Here is a 20,131-nt window from a genome sequence, read left to right on the forward strand (position 1 = left end):
GGCATCGCCGTCGGCGTCGGCCTGAACCGGCGGGCGAAGGGCGAGGACGCGGAGAAGCCGGCCGAGTAGTCAACGGTCAATGGCTACGGTCGCCCCATGACCGGATCCCCTCTGCACCGCCGCGCCCTGCTCACGGGCGGCGCCGCGGCCGTGCTCGCCGCGGCCGGGTTCCGCACGGCGGCACACGCCGCGCCGGACGACCGGGCCGGCGGGCGGCGGTTCACCCTCACCGTCCTCGGCACCACGGACCTGCACGGCAACGTCTTCAACTGGGACTACTTCGCCGACCGCGAGTTCGACGACAGCGGGCACAACGACGTGGGCCTGGCGAAGCTGTCCACGCTGGTCAAGGCGGTCCGCGAGGAACGCGGCGCGCACCGCACCCTGCTCGTCGACGCGGGCGACACCATCCAGGGCACGCCGCTGGCCTACTACTACGCCAAGGTCGAGCCCATCGGCCGCCGCCGCGTGCACCCGATGGCCGCCGCGATGAACGAGCTCGGCTACGACGCCGCCGCGCTCGGCAACCACGAGTTCAACTACGGCATCCCCCTGCTGCGGGCGTTCGAGAAGCAGCTGGACTTCCCGCTGCTGGCCGCCAACGCGATCGACTCGGCCACCGGCGAGCCCGCGTTCCGCCCGTACGTGATCAAGACCGTGTGGCGGACCGGCGCGGCGCCGCTGCGGGTCGGCATCCTCGGCCTGACCAACCCCGGCATCGCGATCTGGGACAAGGCGCACGTCGACGGGAAGATGACCTTCCCGGGCGTGCTGGAGCAGGCCCGCGAGTGGGTGCCGAAGGTGCGCGCGGCGGGCGCGGACCTCGTGGTGGTCGCCGCGCACTCCGGTGCGGACCTGTCGTCGTCGCTCGGCGACCTGCTGCCCTTCCCGGAGAACTGCTCCGCCCTGGTCGCCGAGGAGGTGCCGGGCATCGACGCGATCCTGGTCGGCCACGCGCACACCGAGATCGCGCAGCGGTTCGTCACCAACAAGGCCACCGGCAGGCAGGTGCTGCTGACCGAGCCGCTGTTCTGGGGCAAGCGGCTGAGCCTGATGGAGTTCGACCTGGCGTGGACGCCGGGACGGGGCTGGCGCGCCGAGGCGTCCCGCTCGCAGGTGCTCAACACCAACACCGTCCCCGAGGACCCGGCCGTCGTGCGGCGGCTGCGCGCCGACCACGACAAGGTGGTCGCCTACGTCAACTCCAAGATCGGCACGTCGAGGTCGGCGATGTCCGCCGCGACCGCGCGGTACGAGGACACCGCCGCGCTCGACTTCGTCAACCTCGTGCAGGGCACGGCGTTGAAGGCGTCGCTGACCGAGGCGTTGCCGGTGCTGTCGCTGGCCTCGCCGTTCAACAAGGCGGCGGCGATCCCGGCGGGCGACGTGTCGGTGCGCGACGTGGCCGGGCTCTACGTCTTCGACAACACGCTGTTCGGCGTGCGGCTCACCGGCGCGCAGCTCAAGGACTACCTGGAGCGGTCGGCGGCCTACTTCAAGGCGGTCGGCACGCCCGGGCCGCACCAGCCGGACGCGCTGACCAACGCGAACGGCACGCCGGACTACCTCTACGACGTGGCGGCCGGCCTTGACGCGCCGCTGACCTACGACATCGACCTGGCGCGGCCGGTCGGGCAGCGGATCACCGGGCTGGCCTACGACGGCGTCGCGGTCACGGCCGAGCAGGCGTTCGCGGTGGCGGTGAACAACTACCGGCAGTCCGGCGGCGGCAACTTCCCGCACATCGCGACCGCTCCGGTGCTGCACAACCAGCAGCTGGAGATCCGGCAGCTGATCATCGACTGGGTGCGCGAGCGCGGCGAGATCGACCCGGCCGCGTTCCACCGGGTCGACTGGCGGCTGGTCGTCGACGGCACGCCGGTGGTGGTCGGGTGACGTTGCCGGACATCGTCGGGCCGGGGTTGGACGTGCTGTTCTGCGGCATCAACCCCGGCCTGCTGTCGGCGGCCAAGGGGCAGCACTTCGCCCGGCCGGGCAACCGGTTCTGGCCGGCGCTGCACCTGTCCGGGTTCACGCCGCGCCTGCTGACCCCCGCCGAGCAAGACGAGCTGCCGCGGTACGGGCTGGGCATCACGAACCTGGTCGCCCGGCCGACGGCGCGGGCCGACGAGCTGACCGCCGAGGAGCTGCGGGCGGGCGGTGCGCGGCTGACGTCGTTGGCGCGGCGGCACCGGCCGAAGGTGGTGGCGGTCGTCGGCGTGACGGCGTACCGGGCCGCGTTCGGGCGCAAGGCGGCGGCGATCGGCCCGCAGGAGGAGACGATCGCGTCGTCGCGGCTGTGGGTGCTGCCGAACCCCAGCGGGCTCAACGCGCACTACCAGCTGCCCGCGCTGGCCGAGGTCTTCGGCCGGTTGCGGCTAGAGGTTGCGCAGGCCGACTAGCACCCGTTCGAGCAGCGTGAAGTCCGCGCCGGTGGCCGCGGCGGCGTTGTCGTGCATGGCGACCACGCCCATCGAGATGAGGTCGCCCAGCAGCACCCGCGCCACCCCGAGCGGCACGGCCAGCAGCGCGGAGACCTCGGCGACCGACCGGGGGTAGTTGGCGCACAGCTCCACGATCGACCGCTGCTCCGCGGTGCTCTCCCGCATGGCGATCGCGATGCCGTCCCGCTCCAGCGAGACCAGGGTCTCCAGCCTCAGGTCGTAGTCGGACGCCGTGCGGCCGCCCGTCCACGCGTAGGGGCGGACCAGGGGACCGGAGAACTCCTCGGCGGCGGGTTCCGGCTCGTGCTCCGGCCAGGGCTCGCGGTCGGGCCTGGGTTCGCGGTCGGGCCGGGGTTCCGGCGGCTCCACGTAGTCGTAGGGTGCGTCGAAGGGCGCGGTCTCCTCGAGGGGGTCGTCCGGCTGCTCGTCCAGGCTGCGCCGGAGCGCGGCCGAGCCGAACCGGGCGCCCGTGGCGCCCACCTCGCCCCGTAACGACCTCCGCCGCCGGGGCGGCTCGGGCTGTTCCGTAGGCTCTTGCTCGAGACTGCGCCGCAACGCGGGCGAGCCGAACCTGGCGCCGGTCGTGCCGACGTTCCCGCGCAGGGACCGGCGGCGTCTGCGCTCGCCGCCGGTCGGCTCCGGGTCAGAGCTGCCTGTGCTCACATTCCGGGAACCGTAGACCGAACCACGTTCGGTTGATGTCGGGCGTGTTTCGACTCCGTGCAATCCTCGTTAACCGCGGCACGTGCGGACGCACGTGCACGCTGGAGGATGATGGGACGATGCGCATCCGCGAGGTCGAGATCTCCGACGACATGATCAGGTTGGGCCAGTTCCTCAAGCTGGCCGGCTTGGCGGACAACGGCGCGCACGCCCGTGACCTGGTCGAATCCGAGGAGGTCACGGTGAACGGCCGCCTGGAGACCCGCCGCGGCGCCCAGCTGCGCCACGGCGACGTGATCGCCGTGGGCCCGGAGAAGGCCCGCCTGGTTACCGGTCGCTAGCACCGGGGCCTTGCGGAGCCCCGCAACCGGCTCCGCGCCCCCGGTCGGGCCGACGGCGCGGTGATGGCCGGCCGGCGGCGCGGTGATGGCCGTGGTCCGGGTGCTCAGCGCGGCGGGGTGCCCTGGCGGCGGTAGGCCCACTCCTCGTGCCAGCAGTGCGGGTAGACGCCTCGCTGGAAGTAGGCCGCCACGCCGTCGATCGGGGCGGTCGCGCGGTCGTGGTAGAGCAGCCAGTAGGGCAGCACGGTGGCGACGACCCAGTTCACCACGACCAGCGGCAGGTAGAAGGGGCCGAACAGGCGCGCCTGGAACACGTGCACGGCCTCGTGCTCGTCCACGCCCATCGCGATGCCGGCCTGGACCGGGCCGACCGTGGTGGCGAAGCCCTCGATCACCCCGTCGCGCAGGCCCAGCGTGCCCCGGTGCCTGCTGAACGCCGCGTCCACCCGGTTGCCGCGCGCCAGCGCGTAGGCCAGGAACGCCGCGCCCGCCACCGTGTTCGGCAGGCTCCACGTGGCGTCCAGCACGGCGAGCCCGACCCCGCGGGAGCCGCGCGGGTACAGCCGGGTCCGCCACGCCCACGCGCCGTGGAACGCGGCCAGCAGTCCGGCGATCACCGACACGACGACCACGGGGCCATTGTGGCCCGAAAAGTGGTCGTGGTCACTCTCCACCGACCGGCTTCGGTAAATGTCGAACAGTTCCTCACCCGAAGTGCCCGATCCGTTGCGCCGAATAGCTGCTGCCGCACTGTGAATGGGTGATCGCAGTCCGCTGCGCTGCGGTCTGGGTGCAGGGCCTTAAGTCCTTATTCGGACGCATTCCGGCCCGGTTCGGACCCCGTCCGGAAACTCGCTGTAACGGAACCCGTCCCAGATTCGATTGACGTGTCCTGCGTGCGCACGAGCGATCACCGGCCACTGTGGACCGAGGCGTCCCGGTGTTCGGGCAAGCCTTTTCCGCAGCACGGACCGGTGACCCGAAGTCACTCGACGACCCGTCTCGGTGTGCGGCGACCGTCGTGCCGGGGAATGGCCCTCCGGCGGACGTGCACCGTGTGTAACGCGCGCCGCCGGCGCGACGAATGACGGTTTGGCGAGGCGAGAAATCGCCGGCCACACATTTGCCGTACACCACGCGGGTCCGTCGGGGATGCCCTGCGAACGTGCAACGCCGAACCGGCCCAACCCGGGGAGTACCACGATGAGCGAGCAGGTCCAGCCGACACGACACAGACCGGTCGCGGGGCTCGGCGCCGCCCAGGACACCGACCAGGGCGCCACCCGGCGCACCGCCGAGCACGCCACCCAGCGCACCACCAGCCCCACGGTGGGCAGTTGGGAACCCGCCTACCGCTACGGCGTCATCGCCGCCGACATCGTGTGCACCGTCCTGGTCGTCGTGCTCGCGGGCTTCGTCCTGTCCGCCCGCCACGCCTCGGTCGGCCCGCTGTCCCTGTTAGGGCTGCAAGCGGTCACGGTCGCGGTGATCGTGGGATCGCTGTTCCTCGGCCGCGTCTGGAACCCGATGGTGCTCGGCCAGGGCGCGGAGGAGTTCCGCCGCCTCGGCCGCGGCCTGTTCGGGTCCGTCGTCGCGCTGGGCCTCGGCGCGCTCGCGGCCGGGCTGCCGGGCGCCCGCCTGTGGGTGTTCGTGGTCGGACCGGCGGTCGCGCTGGTCGCCTTCCCGGTCCGCTACCTGCTGCGCCGCCCGCTGCACCGCGCCCGGGGCGAGGGCCGCTGCCTGCTGCCGGTGCTCGCCGCGGGCAACCTCGACACCGTCACCGACCTGATCGGCCGCACCCGCCGCGCGCCCCACCTCGGCTGGCGCGTGGACGCCGTGTGCACGGTCGACGGCCGCGCCGAGATCGGCCTGGAGCTGGACGGCGTGCCGGTCGTCGGCCGGTTCGGCGACCTCGGCGAGCAGGTCCGCCGCGGCGGCTACCGGATCGTCGCGGTCACCGCCGACGCCTACTGGACGCCGCGCCGGCTCCAGCGGCTCGCCTGGGACCTGGAGGGCACCGGCACCGAGATGGTCGTCGCGCCCGCCCTGATGGACTTCGCCGGACCCCGGCTGCACGTCACCGGCGTGCTCGGGATGCCGCTGCTGCGGGTGAGCGAACCGTCGTTCACCGGTTTCCGCCGCGTGGTCAAGACGGCCGTGGACAAGGTCGGCTCGACCCTGCTGGTCGCGCTGCTCACCCCGGTGCTGCTGGCCGTGGCCGTGGCGATCATGGTCGACACCCGCGGGCCGGTGCTCTACCGGCAGCGCCGCGTCGGCAAGGACGGCGTGCCGTTCACCATCCTCAAGTTCCGCACCATGGTCACCGACGCCGACGCGCTGCGCGCCCAGCTGCAAGCGGTGAACGAGGGCGCGGGCGTGCTGTTCAAGATGCGCCGCGACCCCCGCGTGACCGCCGTCGGCCGGTTCCTGCGGCGCTACTCGCTCGACGAGCTGCCGCAGCTGTTCAACGTCCTCACCGGCGCCATGTCGCTGGTCGGCCCGCGGCCGCCGCTTCCCGAGGAGAGCGCGAAGTACGGCCCCGACATGCGCCGCCGGCTGTTGGTCAAGCCGGGCCTGACCGGGCTGTGGCAGGTCTCCGGGCGCAGCGACCTGTCGTGGGAGGAGTCCGTGCGGCTCGACCTCCGGTACGTGGAGGAGTGGTCGCTCGCACTGGACGCGTTGATCTTGTGGAAGACCTTCCGGGCCGTGTTCGGCGGCCAGGGGGCCTACTGAGATGAGGGACGAGATGGACCAGCCGATCGGCATCGCCGTGATCGGCGCCGGCTACTGGGGGCCGAACCTGGTGCGCAACGCACAGGCCACCCCCGGCCTGAAGCTGCGCTACCTGTGCGACCTGGACGTGGAACGGGCCCGGCGCGTGCTGGGCGAGTACTCCACCGTCCGGGTGGCCGGCTCGCTGGACGACGTGCTCGCCGACCCGGCGGTCGACGCGGTCGCCATCGCCACCCCGGCCGCCACGCACCTGCCGGTCGCGCTGGCCGCGTTGCGCGCGGGCAAGCACGTGCTGGTGGAGAAGCCGCTGGCGGCGAACTACGCCGACGGCCTCGAACTCGTCCGCGAGGCCGAGGACCGGGGCCTCACGCTGATGCTCGACCACACCTTCGTCTACACGCCGACCGTGCAGCACCTGCGGCACCTGGTGCGCAGCGGCGAGATCGGCACCGTGCAGTACCTCGACTCGGTGCGGGTCAACCTCGGCCTGGTGCAGCCGGACGTGGACGTGTTCTGGGACCTCGCGCCGCACGACCTGTCGATCTTCGACGCGATCCTGCCCGACGGCGTGCGCGTGACGCGGGTCGCCGCGCACGGCTCGGACCCCATCGGCGCGGGCCGGGCGTGCGTCGGCCACCTCACGCTCGAGCTGTCCGACGGCGTGATGGCGCACGTGCACGTGAACTGGCTGTCCCCGAGCAAGATCCGCACCATGATCGTCGGCGGCTCCCGCCGCACGGTCGTGTGGGACGACGTGAACGCCGTGCAGCGCCTGTCGGTGCACGACCGGGGCGCCGACCGGATCGAGGACGACGAGGACCGCCGCCAGGCGATCATCTCCTACCGGCGCGGCGACACCGTGGCGCCCGCCCTGCCGGAGAAGGAAGCGCTGCGCGGGATGATGGCGGAGTTCGCCGCCTCCATCACCGAGAAGCGCGCGCCGCTCACCGACGGCTGGTCCGGCCTGCGCGTGCTGGCCACCCTCGAAGCCGCCTCCGCGAGCCTCGCCGCGGGCGGCGAGTTCGTCACCGTCGCCCGACTCGACCACCCGGCCGAGCTCCAGCTCGCCACCGCGTGACCCAGCAGATGGAAGGAACAAGCACCATGTCGGACGCGGCTCAGCCGATCACCGGCCAGCGGGCCCTCGTCACCGGAGGGGCGGGCACCATCGGCTCCGCGGTGGTGGACCGGTTGCTCGCCGCCGGCGCCGCCGAGGTGGTCGTGCTGGACAACTTCGTCCGCGGCCGCCGGGAGAACCTCGCCGACGCCGCCGCGCTCGCGGGCGGGCGGCTCACCGTGGTCGAGGGCGACATCAACGACCGGACCCTGCTGGCCGAGCTGAGCACGGGGACCGACCTGGTGTTCCACCTCGCCGCCATCCGGATCACCCAGTGCGCCGAGGAACCGCGGCTCGCGCTGGAGTGCCTGGTCGACGGCACGTTCACGGTGATCGAGGCCGCCGCCGCGGCGGGCGTGAAGAAGGTGATCGCCTCGTCGTCGGCGTCGGTCTACGGGCTGGCGGAGGAGTTCCCGACCACCGAGCGGCACCACCCGTACAACAACGACACGTTCTACGGCGCGGCCAAGGCGTTCAACGAGGGCATGCTGCGCAGCTTCCACGCCATGCACGGGCTGGACTACGTGGCGCTGCGCTACTTCAACGTCTACGGGCCGCGGATGGACGCGCACGGCAAGTACACCGAGGTGCTGATCCGCTGGATGGAGCGCATCGCCGACGGCAAGCCGCCGCTGATCTTCGGCGACGGCGCGCAGACCATGGACTTCGTGCACGTGCACGACATCGCCCGCGCGAACGTCCTGGCCGCGATGGCCCCGGTGACCGACGAGGTCTACAACATCGCCAGCGCCCGGGAGACCAGCCTCAAGGAGCTGGCCCACGCCCTGCTCGTCGCGATGGACTCCGACCTGCCGCTGGAGCACGGCCCGGAGCGCGCGGTCAACGGCGTCACGCGCCGCCTCGCCGACATCTCCGCCGCCGCCCGCGACCTCGGCTGGAAGCCCGACATCGAGCTGGTGGACGGCCTGCGCGGGCTGGTGTCGTGGTGGCGGTCGGCGATGGTGGGCGCTCCCGGGGCCGAGGTGTCCCCGTGATCCCGGTGATGAAGCCGTGGCTGGGCGCGGAGGAGGCCGAGGCCGCGTCCGCCGCCGTGCTGTCCGGCTGGGTCGCGCAGGGCCCGAAGGTCGCCGCGTTCGAGGACGCCTTCGCCCGCCGCGTCGCCGCCCTGCACGCCGTCGCCGTGTCGTCGTGCACGACCGCGTTGCACCTCTCGCTGCACCTGCTCGACGTGCGGGCGGGTGACGAGGTCGTGGTGCCGTCGCTGTCGTTCATCGCCACCGCCAACGCGGTCCGCTACTGCGGCGCCACGCCGGTGTTCGCCGACGTGGAGCCGGGGACCGGCAACCTGTCCGCGGCCACGGTGGAGGCGGTGCTCACCGAGCGCACGCGCGCGGTGATCCTGGTGCACCAGGCCGGCGTGCCCGCGGACGTGGACGCGATCCGCGCGCTGTGCGGGCCGCGCGGCGTCACGGTGGTGGAGGACGCCGCCTGCGCCGCCGGCTCGACCTACCGGGGCGTGCCGGTCGGCGCGGACGCCGAGATCGCGGCGTGGTCGTTCCACCCGCGCAAGCTGATCACCACCGGCGAGGGCGGGATGCTCACCACGAACCGCCCGGAGTGGGCGGCCCGGGCCAAGCGCTTGCGCGAGCACGGCATGAGCGTGAGCGCCGCCGAGCGGCACAGCGGTGGCGGCGCGGTCGTGGAGAGCTACCTGGAGACCGCGTTCAACTACCGGATGACCGACATCCAGGCCGCCGTCGGCCTGGTGCAGCTGTCCAAACTGGACGCGATCGTGCGGCGCCGGCGCGAGCTGGCGGCCCGCTACCACGAGCTGCTCGCCGACGTGCCGGGGCTGCGCGCGGTGCGCGACCCGGAGCACGGCACGACGAACTACCAGTCGTTCTGGGTGATGCTCCCCGACGACCTCGCGGTGTCGCGCAACGACGTCCTGGCGCGCCTGGCCGAACGGGGTGTGTCCGCGCGGCGGGGGATCATGGCCGCGCACCTGGAGCCGGCGTACGCGGGTCACCCGCACGTCGAGCTGCCGGTGACGGAGGCGTTCACCACGAGGTCGCTGATCCTCCCGCTCTACCACGACCTCACGGCCGAGCAGCAGGACACCGTGGTGGAGGAGCTCGGCGCGGCGCTGCGGCTGCCGCTCCCGTCGCACTAGGGAGCACGCCCGACACGACCTGCGTTCGGCGGTGCGGATCCCCTCCGTTGTGGTGTAACGCGAAGCCGGCTCCCAGCGACGATCGGAGCAACGAGGCTCCGCTGGTCGACGCAGTGCGCACGCGATCACCACCCGTCACGACAGCTTGTGTTCGAAAGGTGCAACCATGACCGCCGACCGGAAGCGGGCCAGACCCGTTCTCGCGGTGACCCTGCTGCGCGTGGCGGTGGTGGCCGCCCTCGTGGCGTCCACCATCGCGGTCGTCGGTCTGCTGCGCGCCCCCGAGGCCACCGCCGCGCCGTGCGACGTGCCCGTGGTCAACAAGGTGGCGTGCGAGAACACCAAGCCCGGCACGCCGGACTGGCAGGTGTCCTACCGGGACGACGCCATCCTCGGCTACACCACCGACATCAGCGCCACCCCCGGCGGCCGGGTCGACTTCAAGATGCTCACCAGCGCGTCGTCCTACTACGTCGACATCTACCGGCTCGGCTACTACGGCGGCGTCGGCGCCCGGTTCCAGGAGCGGATCACCCGCAACACCGCGCAGAACCAGCCGCCGTGCCTGCGCGGCGAGGACGGCAGCGCGTTGATCGACTGCGGCAACTGGGCCGTGTCGCTGAGCTGGAACGTGCCGACCACCGCGGTCTCCGGCCTGTACTACGCGCGCACGCACCGCAACGACAACGGCGCGGAGAACGAGATCGTGTTCGTCGTCCGCGACGACACCAGCACCTCGAAGATCCTGTTCCAGACCTCCGACTCGACCTGGGTGGCCTACAACCGCTACGGCGGCAACAGCCTGTACTTCGGCGACGGCCCCGGCCAGGGCGGGCAGGCGTACAAGGTCAGCTACAACCGCCCGTACACCGGCGGCGACGGCGACGACAACTTCATCTTCAACGCCGAGTACCCGATGCTGCGCTTCCTGGAGGCCAACGGGTACGACGTCAGCTACACCACCGACGCCGACTCCGCCCGGCGCGGCCACCTGATCCGCAACCACCAGGTGTTCATGGCCGTCGGCCACGACGAGTACTGGTCCGAGGAGCAGCGCGCCAACGTGGAGGCCGCCCGCGACGCGGGCGTCCACCTGGCGTTCCTCACCGGCAACGAGATCTTCTGGAAGCACCGGTGGGAGAAGAGCATCGACTCCTCGAAGACCGACTGGCGCACCGTCGCCTGCTACAAGGAGACCAAGGGCACCCAGAACGACAACCTGAGCGACTGGACCGGCACCTGGCGCGACCCGCGCTACCCCGACCAGGACGGCGGGAAGCCGGAGAACGCCCTGCTCGGCAACATCTTCACGGTCAACGGCCGCCGGGAGGACTCGCTCCAGGTGCCGGCCGCGCACGGGAAGATGCGGCTGTGGCGGCACACGTCGTTGCAGAGCCTGGCCGCCGGCAGCACGTACACCTTCCAGCCCGGCACGCTCGGCTACGAGTGGAACTCGGTGGAGGACAACGGCTTCCAGCCGCCCGGCGTGGCGCAGCTGTCCCGCACCACCGTGACCATGCCCGACGGCCCGTACGTGCTGCAGAACCACGGCGACCTCTACACACCGGACACCAAGACCCACGCCATCACCTACTACAAGCACCCGAGCGGGTCGCTGGTGTTCGGCGCGGGCACGGTCCAGTGGGCGTGGGGCGTGGACGACGAGCACGCGTTCCTCACCAACACGCCGACCTCCGACGTGCGGATGAAGCAGGCCACGGTCAACTTCCTGGCCGACATGGGCGTGCAGGCGAGCACGTTGCAGGCCGGGCTGGTGCAGGCGACCAAGAGCACCGACACCCAGGCCCCGGCGGTGGCGTTCACGACCGTGCCGCCGATCTCGACCGTGGGCGCGGCGTACACGTTCTCCGGCACGGTGGCCGACGTGGGCGGTCAGGTCGGCGGCGTCGAGGTGTCCACCGACGGCGGCGACCGCTGGCACCCGGCCGCGTGGCAGGCCGGTCAGACGACGTGGAGCTACACCTACACGCCGAGCAAGTCCGGGCCCGCGAGCCTGCGCGTGCGCGCGGTGGACGACTCGGCGAACCTGTCCACCCCCGTGGTGTCCACGCCCGGCGTGAACCCGCGCACCTGCCCGTGCGGCCTGTGGACCAACGCCGACGCGCCCGACGTGCCCGACAGCGGTGACGCCTCGCCGCTGGAGCTCGGCGTGAAGTGGCGGGCGAACAGCGACGGCTACGTGCGCGGCGTGCGGTTCTACAAGGGGCCGGGCAACACCGGCACGCACACCGGCACGTTGTGGGACAAGAACGGCGCCCCGCTGGCCACCGGCACGTTCACCAACGAGTCCGCGAACGGCTGGCAGACGCTGACGTTCGCCCAACCCGTGGCCGTCACCGGCGGCGTCACGTACGTCGTGTCGTACTTCGCGCCCAACGGCCACTACTCGTACGACCTGGAGTACTTCTTCCAGCAGCCCCGCTACCTCGAACCGCTCACCGGCCCGAAGAACGGCGAGGACGGCCCGAACGGCCTGTTCCGGTTCGGCGGCCCCGGCTTCCCGACCCAGTCCCACTGGGGCAGCAACTACTGGGTGGACGTGGTGTGGGCGCCGGACCCCGGACCCGACCAGCGCGCGCCGCTGCGGGTGTCCACCACGCCGGTCGACGGCGAGGGCACGGTCGCGCTCACCCCGGTGATCTCCGCGACCTACGACGAGGCGATCGCGCCCGGTTCCGCCCAGTTCACCGTGACCGGGCCCAACGGCGCGGTGTCGGGCTCGACGGCGCTGTCCGGCGAGAACAAGACCGTCACGTTCACGCCGAGCCAGGCGCTGACCCCGAACACCGGCTACACCGTGGCGCTGCGCGTGTCGGACGCGGCGGGCAACCAGACGCCGCAGTCGACGTGGTCGTTCACCACCGGCGCGACCAGGCCCTCGACGTGCCCGTGCACGATCTGGGACGACTTCGCCCGGCCCGCCGTGTACGCGGCCGACGACGCCACGCCGATCGAGGTCGGCACCAAGGTCCGCTTCAACGGCAAGGGCGAGGTGCTGGGCGTCCGGTTCTTCAAGGGCACCGGCAACACCGGCACGCACACCGGCTCGCTGTGGTCGTCCACCGGCCTGCTCCTGGCCACCGGCACGTTCACCAACGAGACCGCGAGCGGTTGGCAGAAGCTGACGTTCGCCTCACCGGTGGTCGTGCAGGCGAACACCACCTACATCGTGTCGTACCACGCGCCGAACGGGCGCTACTCGGTCACCCCCGGCGACTTCGCGGGCAAGGGCGCGAGCTACGCGGGCCTGCGGGCGCTCGCCGACGGCGTCGACGGGTCCAACGGCGTCTACCGCTACGGCAGCGGCGGCTTCGCGCCGACCTCGACCTACAACGCGACGAACTACTGGGTCGACGTCGTCTACCGCAACGGCCTCAACGGCGACACCACCCCGCCGACCCTCACCGACCGCACGCCGGCCCCGGGCGCGACGGACGTGGTCGCCGGCAGCCCGGTGACGGTGACGTTCAGCGAGCCCGTCGACCCGGCCAGCGCCCAGATCTGGCTGACCGACCGGCGCGGCGCGCAGCTGACCGGCTCGGTGTCGCTGTCCGGCGACCAGCGGACCGTCACGTGGACGCCGTCGGGCAAGCTCATGCCGTTCACCCGCTACACCGCGAGCGCGCTGATCGCCGACGTCAACGGCAACCCGATGCCCGACCCGGTGACGTGGTCGTTCACCACCACCATGGTGGTGATCTGCCCGTGCACGCTGTTCAGCTCGGCGACCGTGCCGACGGTCACCTCGGCCGACGACGGCGGCGCCTACGAGCTGGGCGTCCGGTTCACCCCGACCGCGGGCGGCCGGATCACCGGCGTGAAGTTCTACAAGGGCGCGGGCAACACCGGCACGCACACCGGCACGCTGTGGTCGCCGAGCGGTCAGCAGCTGGCGACGGGCACGTTCACCGGGGAGACCGCGTCCGGCTGGCAGACGTTGACCTTCGCCGCGCCGGTGTTCGTGTCCGCGGGCCAGACCTACACCGCCTCGTACACCACGACCACCGGCCACTACGCCGTCGACGCCGGGTACTTCGACGGCTACTCGGTGGCCAGCGGGCCGTTGAGCGCGCCGTCGGGCCTGGACGGCGGCAACGGCGTCTACCGCGCGGGCGCGGGCCACCCGACGAACTCCTACGCGGGCGGCAACTACTGGGTCGACGTCGTCTTCCTGCCCAACGAGGACAACACCCCGCCGGTCGTCAACGGGCGCACGCCGCTCGACGGCGCGGGCGAGGTGGCCCGCACGTCGCCGCTGACCGCGTCATTCGACGAGCCGGTGGACCTGAGCACGGCCCAGTTCGCGCTCGCCGACTCCGGTGGCGCGAAGATCGCGGGCACGCTGTCGCTGTCGGCCAACCAGCAGCAGGTGACCTGGACGCCGGCCGCGCCGCTGGGCGGCGGCATGACCTACACCGCGAGCCTGCGCGTCGCCGACGTCTACGGCAACCTGATGACCTCGCCCACGACCTGGTCGTTCACCACGACCACGGACGGGGACTGCCCGTGCTCGCTGTTCAGCTCGGCGACCGCGCCGACGGTCACCTCGGCCGACGACACCGGCTCCTACGAGCTGGGCGTCCGGTTCGTGCCGTCGGTGAGCGGGTCGGTGACCGGCGTGAAGTTCTACAAGGGCGCGGGCAACACCGGCACGCACACCGGCACGCTGTGGGACGCGGCGGGCACTCCGCTGGCCACCGGCACGTTCGCGAACGAGACGGCCACCGGCTGGCAGACGCTCACGTTCTCCTCGCCGGTGACCGTGATCGCCGGGACCACCTACGTGGCGTCCTACACCGCGCCGAACGGCCGGTACTCCGTGGACACCGGGTACTTCATGGGCAACGCGGTGACCAGCCCGCCGCTGAGCGCGCCGGCCACGGCCGAGGGCGCCCGCAACGGCGTCTACCGGGCCGGTCCCGGGTTCCCGGAGTCGTCGTACGCGGGCAGCAACTACTGGGTCGACGTCGTGTTCACCACCGGATGAGCGCCGCCCGGATGAGTGCACCCCGACCGCTGCTGCTGGTGGGCGGTGGCGGACTGGCCCGCGAAGTCCTCGCGGCCGTCCGTCTCCTGCCGGCGTGGCGACCCGTGGGCGCGCTGGACGACGACCCGGCGCGGCACGGCGCGGACCTCGACGGCCTGCCCGTCCTCGGCGGCACGGACCTCGTGCACTCGACGGACGCGGCGGTGCTGGTGTGCGTGGCCAACGCGCACCGGCCGCGCGGCAGGCTCGACCTCGTCGCCCGGCTCGGCCTGCCGGAGGACCGGTGGGCGACCGTGGTCCACCCGGCGGCCTCGGTGGCCGTCGGCGCGGAGGTGGGGCCGGGCACGGTCCTGCTGGCCGGTGCGGTGGTGACGGCGCCGTTGCGCTTGGGGGCGCACGTCGTGGCCATGCCGCACGTGCTGGTCACGCACGACGACGAGGTGGGCGACGGCGTCACGTTCGCCGGCCGCGCGTCGCTGGGCGGGTCGGTGCGGGTGGGGGAGGGCGCGTACCTCGGGCAGGGCAGTGCGGTCCGCGAGGGCGTGTCGATCGGCGCGGGGGCGGTGGTGGGCATGGGTTCGGTGGTGCTCGCCGACGTGCCCGCGGGTGAGGTCTGGGCGGGCAACCCCGCCCGGCGACTGCGAGAGGGGAACGGTTCGTGATCGACATCCCGCTGGTCGACCTGCGCGCGCAGCACGAGCAGGTGGCCGACGAGGTAGCCGACGGCTGGGCGGACGTGCTCAAGCACACCTCCTTCGTCGGTGGCCGCCAGGTCGCCGAGTTCGAGGCGGAGTTCGCCGCGTACCAGGAGGTGCCGCACTGCGTCGGCGTCGGCAACGGCACCGACGCCATCGAGCTGGCGTTGCGCGCCTTGGACATCGGGCCGGGCGACGAGTGCGTGCTGCCCGCCAACACGTTCATCGCGACCGCGGGCGCGGTGGCGCGGACGGGGGCCACGCCGGTGCTCGTCGACTGCGTGGCCGACACCGGCCTGATCGACGTCTCGCAGGTCGCGGAGGCCGTGACGCCGCGCACCAAGGCGTTGCTGCCGGTGCACCTGTACGGGCAGGCCGCGCCGGTGGAGGAGCTGCGGTCGTTCGGCGTGCCGATCGTGGAGGACGCGGCGCAGGCGCAGGGCGCGCGGCGGCACGGCGTGCCGGTCGGCGGACTCGGCGACCTCGCGGCGACCAGCTTCTACCCCGGCAAGAACCTCGGCGCGTACGGCGACGGCGGTGCGGTGCTGACCACGTCGGCCGAGCTGGCCTCCGCGGTGCGGCTGCTGCGCGAGCACGGGTCGCCGCGCAAGTACGAGCACTCCGTGGTCGGGTTCAACAGCCGGCTGGACACGCTGCAGGCCGTGGTGCTGTCGGCGAAGCTGCGGCGGCTGGAGGGGTGGAACGAGCTGCGGCGTGCGGCGGCCGACCGCTACTCGTCGCTGCTGGCCGACGTGCCGGGCGTGACGCTGCCGGTGGTGCTGGAGGGCAACCTGCCGGTGTGGCACCTGTACGTCGTGCGGGTGGCGTCCCGGGACCGGGTGCTGGCGTCGTTGCACGAGGCCGGGATCGGCGCGGGCATCCACTACCCGACGCCGGTGCACCTGACGGGCGCCTACGTCCACCTGGGCCACGCGCCGGGCGACTTCCCGGTCAGCGAGGCGGTGGCGGGGGAGATCGTGTCGCTGCCGCTGTTCCCGGAGATCACCGTGGCGCAGCAGGAGCGCGTGGTGGCGGCTCTGCGGGAGGCCGTGCGATGAGCGACGTCTTCGTGCACCCGAACGGCCTGTGCGAGAGCTCCGACGTCGGCGACGGCACGCGCGTGTGGGCGTTCGCGCACGTGCTGCCGGGCGCGCGGGTCGGCCGGGACTGCAACATCTGCGACGGCGCGTTCGTGGAGGGTCGCGCGGTGCTCGGCGACCGGGTGACGGTGAAGAACGGCACCCTCGTGTACGACGGCGTGGTGTGCGAGGACGAGGTGTTCCTCGGCCCGAACGTGCTGTTCACCAACGACCTCCGGCCGCGTGCGGCGATCAGGCGCACCGGCGACGCCCTGCTGTCCACAGTGGTCCGCCGGGGCGCGACCCTGGGCGCGGGCACCGTGGTCGTCTGCGGGGTGGAGATCGGCGAGCACGCCTTCGCCGCCGCCGGGTCGGTGATCACGAAGGACGTCCCGGCCCACGCGTTCGTCGCGGGCAACCCGGCCACCCACAAGGGCTGGGTGTGCGCGTGCGGCCAACGCCTGGACCCGACCCTCACCTGCCCCGACTGCCACATCACCCACACCACCACCGCCACCGGCCTGACCCCGACCGCCTGACCTGCGCCTTCACGCCTCCGTGGTGGCCGGTTCCGCCGCGGCGCGCCGCCGCTGCTCCCTGGCCACCCGCAGCAACGCCCCCGTCGCGCCGATCATGGTGAACACCAGCCCGGTCGCCACGCCGAAGCCGAGCAGGTCGAACGTCACCGACGCGATCCCACCCGACACCACGGCCGCCACCAGCGCGCTCGCCAGGCTCCGCAGCTGCTCGTCCTCACTGATCATCCGCACCCGGATCGCCGCGAACGCCGCCGCCAGGAACATCCCGACCAGCGCGAACAGCCCCAGGTAGCCGTTCTCGATCAACGTCAGCAGGAACTGGTTGTCCAGGATCGTGTACTTCGTCGGCAGGTACGTGCCGAACCCGCGCCCCAGCAACGGGTTCAGGTCGATCTGCTCCCACGCCGCCTCGTAGTCCGCCGTGCGCGCCTTCACGCTCGGGTCGTCCTCGATGTTGGAGAACATCCCGCGCAAAGTCCCGAACAGCCCCGGCACCACCAGCGTCGCACCGAGGAACGCCCCACCGCCCACCACCGCCGTGGCGACCTTGCGCGGCCTCGGCAACGTGATGATCATGATCACCGCCCCGACCGCCATGCACAGCAGCGCCGTCCGCGACAACGACAGCAACGCGCCCAGCCCCACCAGCCCCAGGCACACGAACCAGCGCACGTGCGGCGTGCCGTCGTCCCGGGCCTTGAACACGTAGTGCACGCCCAGCGGCACGGCCATCGCGCACACCAGGCCGAACTCGATCGGGTGGTTCGTGGTCCCGGTCGGCCGGCGGAAGATCGACCGCGCCTCCATCGCCGAGTACCCGTTGTCCTGCACGCGCAGCCCCGGCAGCGACACGTACGAGGCCAGGTCCACCCCGAGCCCGAACTGCACCAGCCCGACGAACGCGATCACCGCCGCACAGCCCAGCAGCAGCTTGAGCACCCGGTCCAGCCGCTCCTTCGTGCGCACGGCGTCGCACACGAACACCGCGACCGCGATCATCGACGTGATCCGGATGATGCTGCTGTCGGCCACGGTCAGCTCGTCGGTCGGCAGCCAGCGCCGGGTCGCCACGCCGTAGGTCGCCAGGTGCGACGCCAGGTACAGCGCCACGGCCGTCCGCACGACGTTGCGCCCCTTGCCCATGCCGACGTCGTCGACCATCTGCCCGGACACCCACAGCACGCCCAGCAGCAACGCCACCACCAGCGCGGGCGGCAGGGTCATGGGCACGAACGACAGCACCAGCCGGGCCGGGATGATCAGCAGCGCCAGCAGGAACGCGCTCATCAACGTGGCGCCGTCCGCCCGCCGCCGCACGGGCCGCTCCGGCGGGAACCGCTCGGCCACGGTCAGGGTTTGTCGTCGTTGGTCGGCCACGCCGGGGCACCCGGGTTGCCGAGGTTGCGCGGACCCGGCGCGGCGATCTTCACCGTCTGCTCGCTGGCCGTCGGCTGCGGTCGGCGGACCGGTGGGCCGGGCGGACGGCGCGGCACGCCGTTGGGCGCGGGCGGGGGAGAAGCGGGAGCGGCAGCCGGCGGGGTGGCGGTGGCCGGAGGAGGCGTCACGGCGTCGTCCGCGGCGTCGCCCTCACGCGCCTCACGACGTCGCCGCAGGTGGTTCAGCACGCTGTCGCCGCCGAACGTGGCCGCCGTCGTCAACAGCATGAGCAGCACGAACGCCGCGCCCGCGTACCGGACCTTGCCGCCGATCTGCGCCTCGGCCTCGGTCGGGTTCACGATCACCTGCGAGGTGATGAACGTCGACGCCGGCGCCTTCAGCGCGGTCTGCTGCTCGTCCAGCTCCTTGGCCGCGAACTCCATCACCGTGGTGACCAGCCGCTCGGCCGCCTCCGGGGTGGCGCCGTCCGCGGTCACGAACAGGAACGGGCCACCCATGCCGCCACCGGCCGCGGTGAAGTTCTCCGTCGAGTCCTTGTCGAGGCCGAGCGACTCCTTGCGGGTCTTCGGGTCGGCCAGGATCTGCGAGATGATCTGCGCGGTGGTCGTCAGGCTGCCGTCGAACGACAGCAGCGGGTTGACCCGCACCGCGTCCTCGGGCGAGATGTTCTCCGAGAACGAGCCGCCGGCCGACGGCGACGTGAACACCATGACCCCGGTGGACTGGTAGCGGGTCGGGATGGACAGGAACACGCCGGCGGCCACGGCGACAGCCGTGATCGCCGCCGGCAGGGCGATGTACCACCGCCTGCGCAGCGTTCGCACGGCGCCCCAGAAGTCCATCCGCTCCCCGATCCACGTCTACCCCGCGGGCGTGCGCGCGGGGTGTTGTTACTCTGAAATCGGCCGACTCGCGCCCAGTCGTTACAGGTGGTGATGGACTTGACCCACCGGCGCGTGGTGTTCGCCGTCGTGGCCATCGTACTGGTCGTCGGCGCCTCGGTGGCGTACGTGACGTCGGTCGCGCGCGACACCCCGCCCGTGCCGGTGGCCGCGGTCGACGGCGACCTGATGTTCGTGGCGCTGGCCGACGGGCGCGGCCGGGTCGAGCAGGCGCGCCTCGCCGATCCCGCCGCCCGCAGCGCGACCGCGATGACGTGCCAACGGGTGTACCGGGCCGCCGGCACCACGGTGTGCCTGAAGCTGGCCGGGCCGGGCCCGACCTACGCGGCCGAGGTGACGCGGGACGGCGGCGTGGCGCGGACCGTGCCGCTGCCCGGGGTGCCGAGCCGGGCGAAGGTGTCGGCGTCGGGGCAGGTGGTCACGTGGACGTCGTTCGTGACCGGCGACTCGTACTCGGTGCCCGGCGGGTTCTCCACCCGCACCGGGTACCTGGACCTGCGGACCGGCGAGGCGGTGGAGTCGCTGGAGGGTTTCGCCGCCGTGGTCGAGGGGCGGCCGCACGCCGCGCAGGACGTGAACTACTGGGGGCTCACGGTCGCCGCCGACGACCGGACGTTCTACGCGACCCTGGCCTCGGGCGGGTACACCTGGCTGGTGAAGGGCGACCTGGCGGAACGTCGCCTGGAGTCGCTGCGGCGTGACGCGGAGTGCCCGTCGCTGTCCCCGGACGGCACGAAGGTCGCCTACAAGAAGCGCATCGGCAGGCTCGGGCCGTGGGAGCTGGCGGTGCTGGACCTGGAGACGGGCGAGGAGCGCAGGCTGCCGGGCACCGCCGGGGTCGACGACCAGGCCACCTGGCTGGACGACGAGCGGATCGCGTTCGCCGCCGTGCCGAAGGACGCCAAGCTCGCCTCGATCCACGTCGTGCCCGCCGACGGCTCGGCCGCCGCCGTGCTGATGATCTCCGATGCCACCTCGCCGTCCCCGCTCTGATCTTCGGCTAACGCCTCTCGTGGCACCGCGATTTCCTTGTGGTCGAAGGAAATCCTGCTGCATCGGAGGCGGAAGTTGTTATTCT

The 20,131-nt window shown here is 72.4% G+C and carries 16 protein-coding genes; 12 read left to right on the top strand and 4 right to left on the bottom strand.

The annotated features are described in order from the left end of the window. Nucleotides 1-96: 96 nt before the first annotated feature. A complete protein-coding gene (locus ACZ7GX_RS03775) occupies nt 97-1,896 on the top strand; it encodes a bifunctional metallophosphatase/5'-nucleotidase (protein WP_498772496.1) in 1,800 nt (599 codons plus the stop codon). Next, complete coding sequence (mug, locus tag ACZ7GX_RS03780) at nt 1,893-2,402, top strand: G/U mismatch-specific DNA glycosylase (RefSeq protein WP_498772498.1); 510 nt, start codon at nt 1,893-1,895, stop codon at nt 2,400-2,402. The genes ACZ7GX_RS03775 and mug overlap by 4 nt, the downstream gene beginning before the upstream one ends. On the opposite strand, the gene ACZ7GX_RS03785 is transcribed toward mug, so the two are convergent. Continuing rightward, nucleotides 2,379-2,924, bottom strand: coding sequence for a DUF742 domain-containing protein (locus ACZ7GX_RS03785; protein ID WP_498772500.1), 546 nt, complete (start codon nt 2,922-2,924; stop codon nt 2,379-2,381). The genes mug and ACZ7GX_RS03785 overlap by 24 nt on opposite strands. Before the next feature lie 302 nt (nt 2,925-3,226). On the opposite strand from ACZ7GX_RS03785, the gene ACZ7GX_RS03790 reads away from it, so the two are divergent. Beyond that, nucleotides 3,227-3,448 carry an RNA-binding S4 domain-containing protein gene (locus ACZ7GX_RS03790; protein ID WP_498772502.1) on the top strand — a complete coding sequence of 74 codons (222 nt, stop codon included), beginning with the start codon at nt 3,227-3,229 and terminating at the stop codon, nt 3,446-3,448. A gap of 104 nt (nt 3,449-3,552) precedes the next feature. On the opposite strand, the gene ACZ7GX_RS03795 is transcribed toward ACZ7GX_RS03790, so the two are convergent. Continuing rightward, nucleotides 3,553-4,080: a hypothetical protein gene (locus tag ACZ7GX_RS03795; RefSeq protein WP_498772504.1), complete on the bottom strand. Its 528-nt coding sequence runs from the start codon at nt 4,078-4,080 to the stop codon at nt 3,553-3,555. Nucleotides 4,081-4,651: 571 nt separating this feature from the next. Here ACZ7GX_RS03795 and ACZ7GX_RS03800 point away from each other — a divergent pair. The 8 genes from ACZ7GX_RS03800 (at nt 4,652) to ACZ7GX_RS03835 (ending at nt 16,753) form a co-directional block, all read left to right on the top strand. Further along, entirely contained in the window at nt 4,652-6,181 is a 1,530-nt protein-coding gene (locus tag ACZ7GX_RS03800; RefSeq protein ID WP_498772506.1) for a sugar transferase, read from the top strand. A gap of 13 nt (nt 6,182-6,194) precedes the next feature. After that, complete coding sequence (locus tag ACZ7GX_RS03805) at nt 6,195-7,259, top strand: Gfo/Idh/MocA family protein (protein WP_498772508.1); 1,065 nt, start codon at nt 6,195-6,197, stop codon at nt 7,257-7,259. 26 nt (nt 7,260-7,285) lie between these two features. After that, nucleotides 7,286-8,293, top strand: coding sequence for an NAD-dependent epimerase/dehydratase family protein (locus tag ACZ7GX_RS03810; protein ID WP_498772510.1), 1,008 nt, complete (start codon nt 7,286-7,288; stop codon nt 8,291-8,293). Continuing rightward, nucleotides 8,290-9,432: a DegT/DnrJ/EryC1/StrS family aminotransferase gene (locus ACZ7GX_RS03815; protein ID WP_498772512.1), complete on the top strand. Its 1,143-nt coding sequence runs from the start codon at nt 8,290-8,292 to the stop codon at nt 9,430-9,432. The genes ACZ7GX_RS03810 and ACZ7GX_RS03815 overlap by 4 nt, the downstream gene beginning before the upstream one ends. 166 nt (nt 9,433-9,598) lie before the next feature. Beyond that, nucleotides 9,599-14,440 (top strand): DUF4082 domain-containing protein, encoded by a 4,842-nt coding sequence (locus ACZ7GX_RS03820; RefSeq protein ID WP_498772514.1) that lies wholly within the window; start codon nt 9,599-9,601, stop codon nt 14,438-14,440. An 11-nt stretch (nt 14,441-14,451) separates the two neighbouring features. Next, on the top strand, nt 14,452-15,102 hold the full coding sequence (locus tag ACZ7GX_RS03825) for a NeuD/PglB/VioB family sugar acetyltransferase (RefSeq protein WP_498772516.1): 651 nt from the start codon (nt 14,452-14,454) through the stop codon (nt 15,100-15,102). Further along, a complete protein-coding gene (locus tag ACZ7GX_RS03830; RefSeq protein ID WP_498772517.1) occupies nt 15,099-16,193 on the top strand; it encodes a DegT/DnrJ/EryC1/StrS family aminotransferase in 1,095 nt (364 codons plus the stop codon). The genes ACZ7GX_RS03825 and ACZ7GX_RS03830 overlap by 4 nt, the downstream gene beginning before the upstream one ends. After that, a complete protein-coding gene (locus tag ACZ7GX_RS03835) occupies nt 16,190-16,753 on the top strand; it encodes an acyltransferase (RefSeq protein WP_498772519.1) in 564 nt (187 codons plus the stop codon). The genes ACZ7GX_RS03830 and ACZ7GX_RS03835 overlap by 4 nt, the downstream gene beginning before the upstream one ends. A gap of 9 nt (nt 16,754-16,762) precedes the next feature. Here ACZ7GX_RS03835 and ACZ7GX_RS03840 read toward each other — a convergent pair whose 3' ends face one another. Both ACZ7GX_RS03840 and ACZ7GX_RS03845 read right to left on the bottom strand, forming a co-directional pair. Then, nucleotides 16,763-18,130 carry an O-antigen ligase family protein gene (locus ACZ7GX_RS03840; RefSeq protein WP_498772521.1) on the bottom strand — a complete coding sequence of 456 codons (1,368 nt, stop codon included), beginning with the start codon at nt 18,128-18,130 and terminating at the stop codon, nt 16,763-16,765. Continuing rightward, nucleotides 18,103-18,993: a hypothetical protein gene (locus ACZ7GX_RS03845; RefSeq protein WP_498772523.1), complete on the bottom strand. Its 891-nt coding sequence runs from the start codon at nt 18,991-18,993 to the stop codon at nt 18,103-18,105. Before ACZ7GX_RS03845 ends, ACZ7GX_RS03840 begins: the two co-directional genes overlap by 28 nt. A gap of 93 nt (nt 18,994-19,086) precedes the next feature. Between ACZ7GX_RS03845 and ACZ7GX_RS03850 the strand changes: the two genes are divergently transcribed. Next, nucleotides 19,087-20,046, top strand: a complete 960-nt coding sequence (locus tag ACZ7GX_RS03850; RefSeq protein WP_498772525.1) for a TolB family protein — start codon at nt 19,087-19,089, stop codon at nt 20,044-20,046. The last annotated feature ends 85 nt before the right edge of the window (nt 20,047-20,131 follow it).

Source organism: Actinosynnema sp. NPDC037264 (assembly GCF_055603705.1).

Bases quoted from the DNA above. Each gene is read 5' to 3' on its own strand.
- ACZ7GX_RS03805 (WP_498772508.1), top strand. From the start codon at position 6,195: ATGGACCAGCCGATCGGCATCGCCGTGATCGGCGCCGGCTACTGGGGG.
- ACZ7GX_RS03790 (WP_498772502.1), top strand. From the start codon at position 3,227: ATGCGCATCCGCGAGGTCGAGATCTCCGACGACATGATCAGGTTGGGC.
- ACZ7GX_RS03835 (WP_498772519.1), top strand. From the start codon at position 16,190: ATGAGCGACGTCTTCGTGCACCCGAACGGCCTGTGCGAGAGCTCCGAC.
- ACZ7GX_RS03800 (WP_498772506.1), top strand. From the start codon at position 4,652: ATGAGCGAGCAGGTCCAGCCGACACGACACAGACCGGTCGCGGGGCTC.
- ACZ7GX_RS03825 (WP_498772516.1), top strand. From the start codon at position 14,452: ATGAGTGCACCCCGACCGCTGCTGCTGGTGGGCGGTGGCGGACTGGCC.
- ACZ7GX_RS03810 (WP_498772510.1), top strand. From the start codon at position 7,286: ATGTCGGACGCGGCTCAGCCGATCACCGGCCAGCGGGCCCTCGTCACC.
- ACZ7GX_RS03850 (WP_498772525.1), top strand. From the start codon at position 19,087: ATGGACTTGACCCACCGGCGCGTGGTGTTCGCCGTCGTGGCCATCGTA.
- ACZ7GX_RS03820 (WP_498772514.1), top strand. From the start codon at position 9,599: ATGACCGCCGACCGGAAGCGGGCCAGACCCGTTCTCGCGGTGACCCTG.
- ACZ7GX_RS03775 (WP_498772496.1), top strand. From the start codon at position 97: ATGACCGGATCCCCTCTGCACCGCCGCGCCCTGCTCACGGGCGGCGCC.
- ACZ7GX_RS03845 (WP_498772523.1), bottom strand. From the start codon at position 18,993: ATGGACTTCTGGGGCGCCGTGCGAACGCTGCGCAGGCGGTGGTACATC.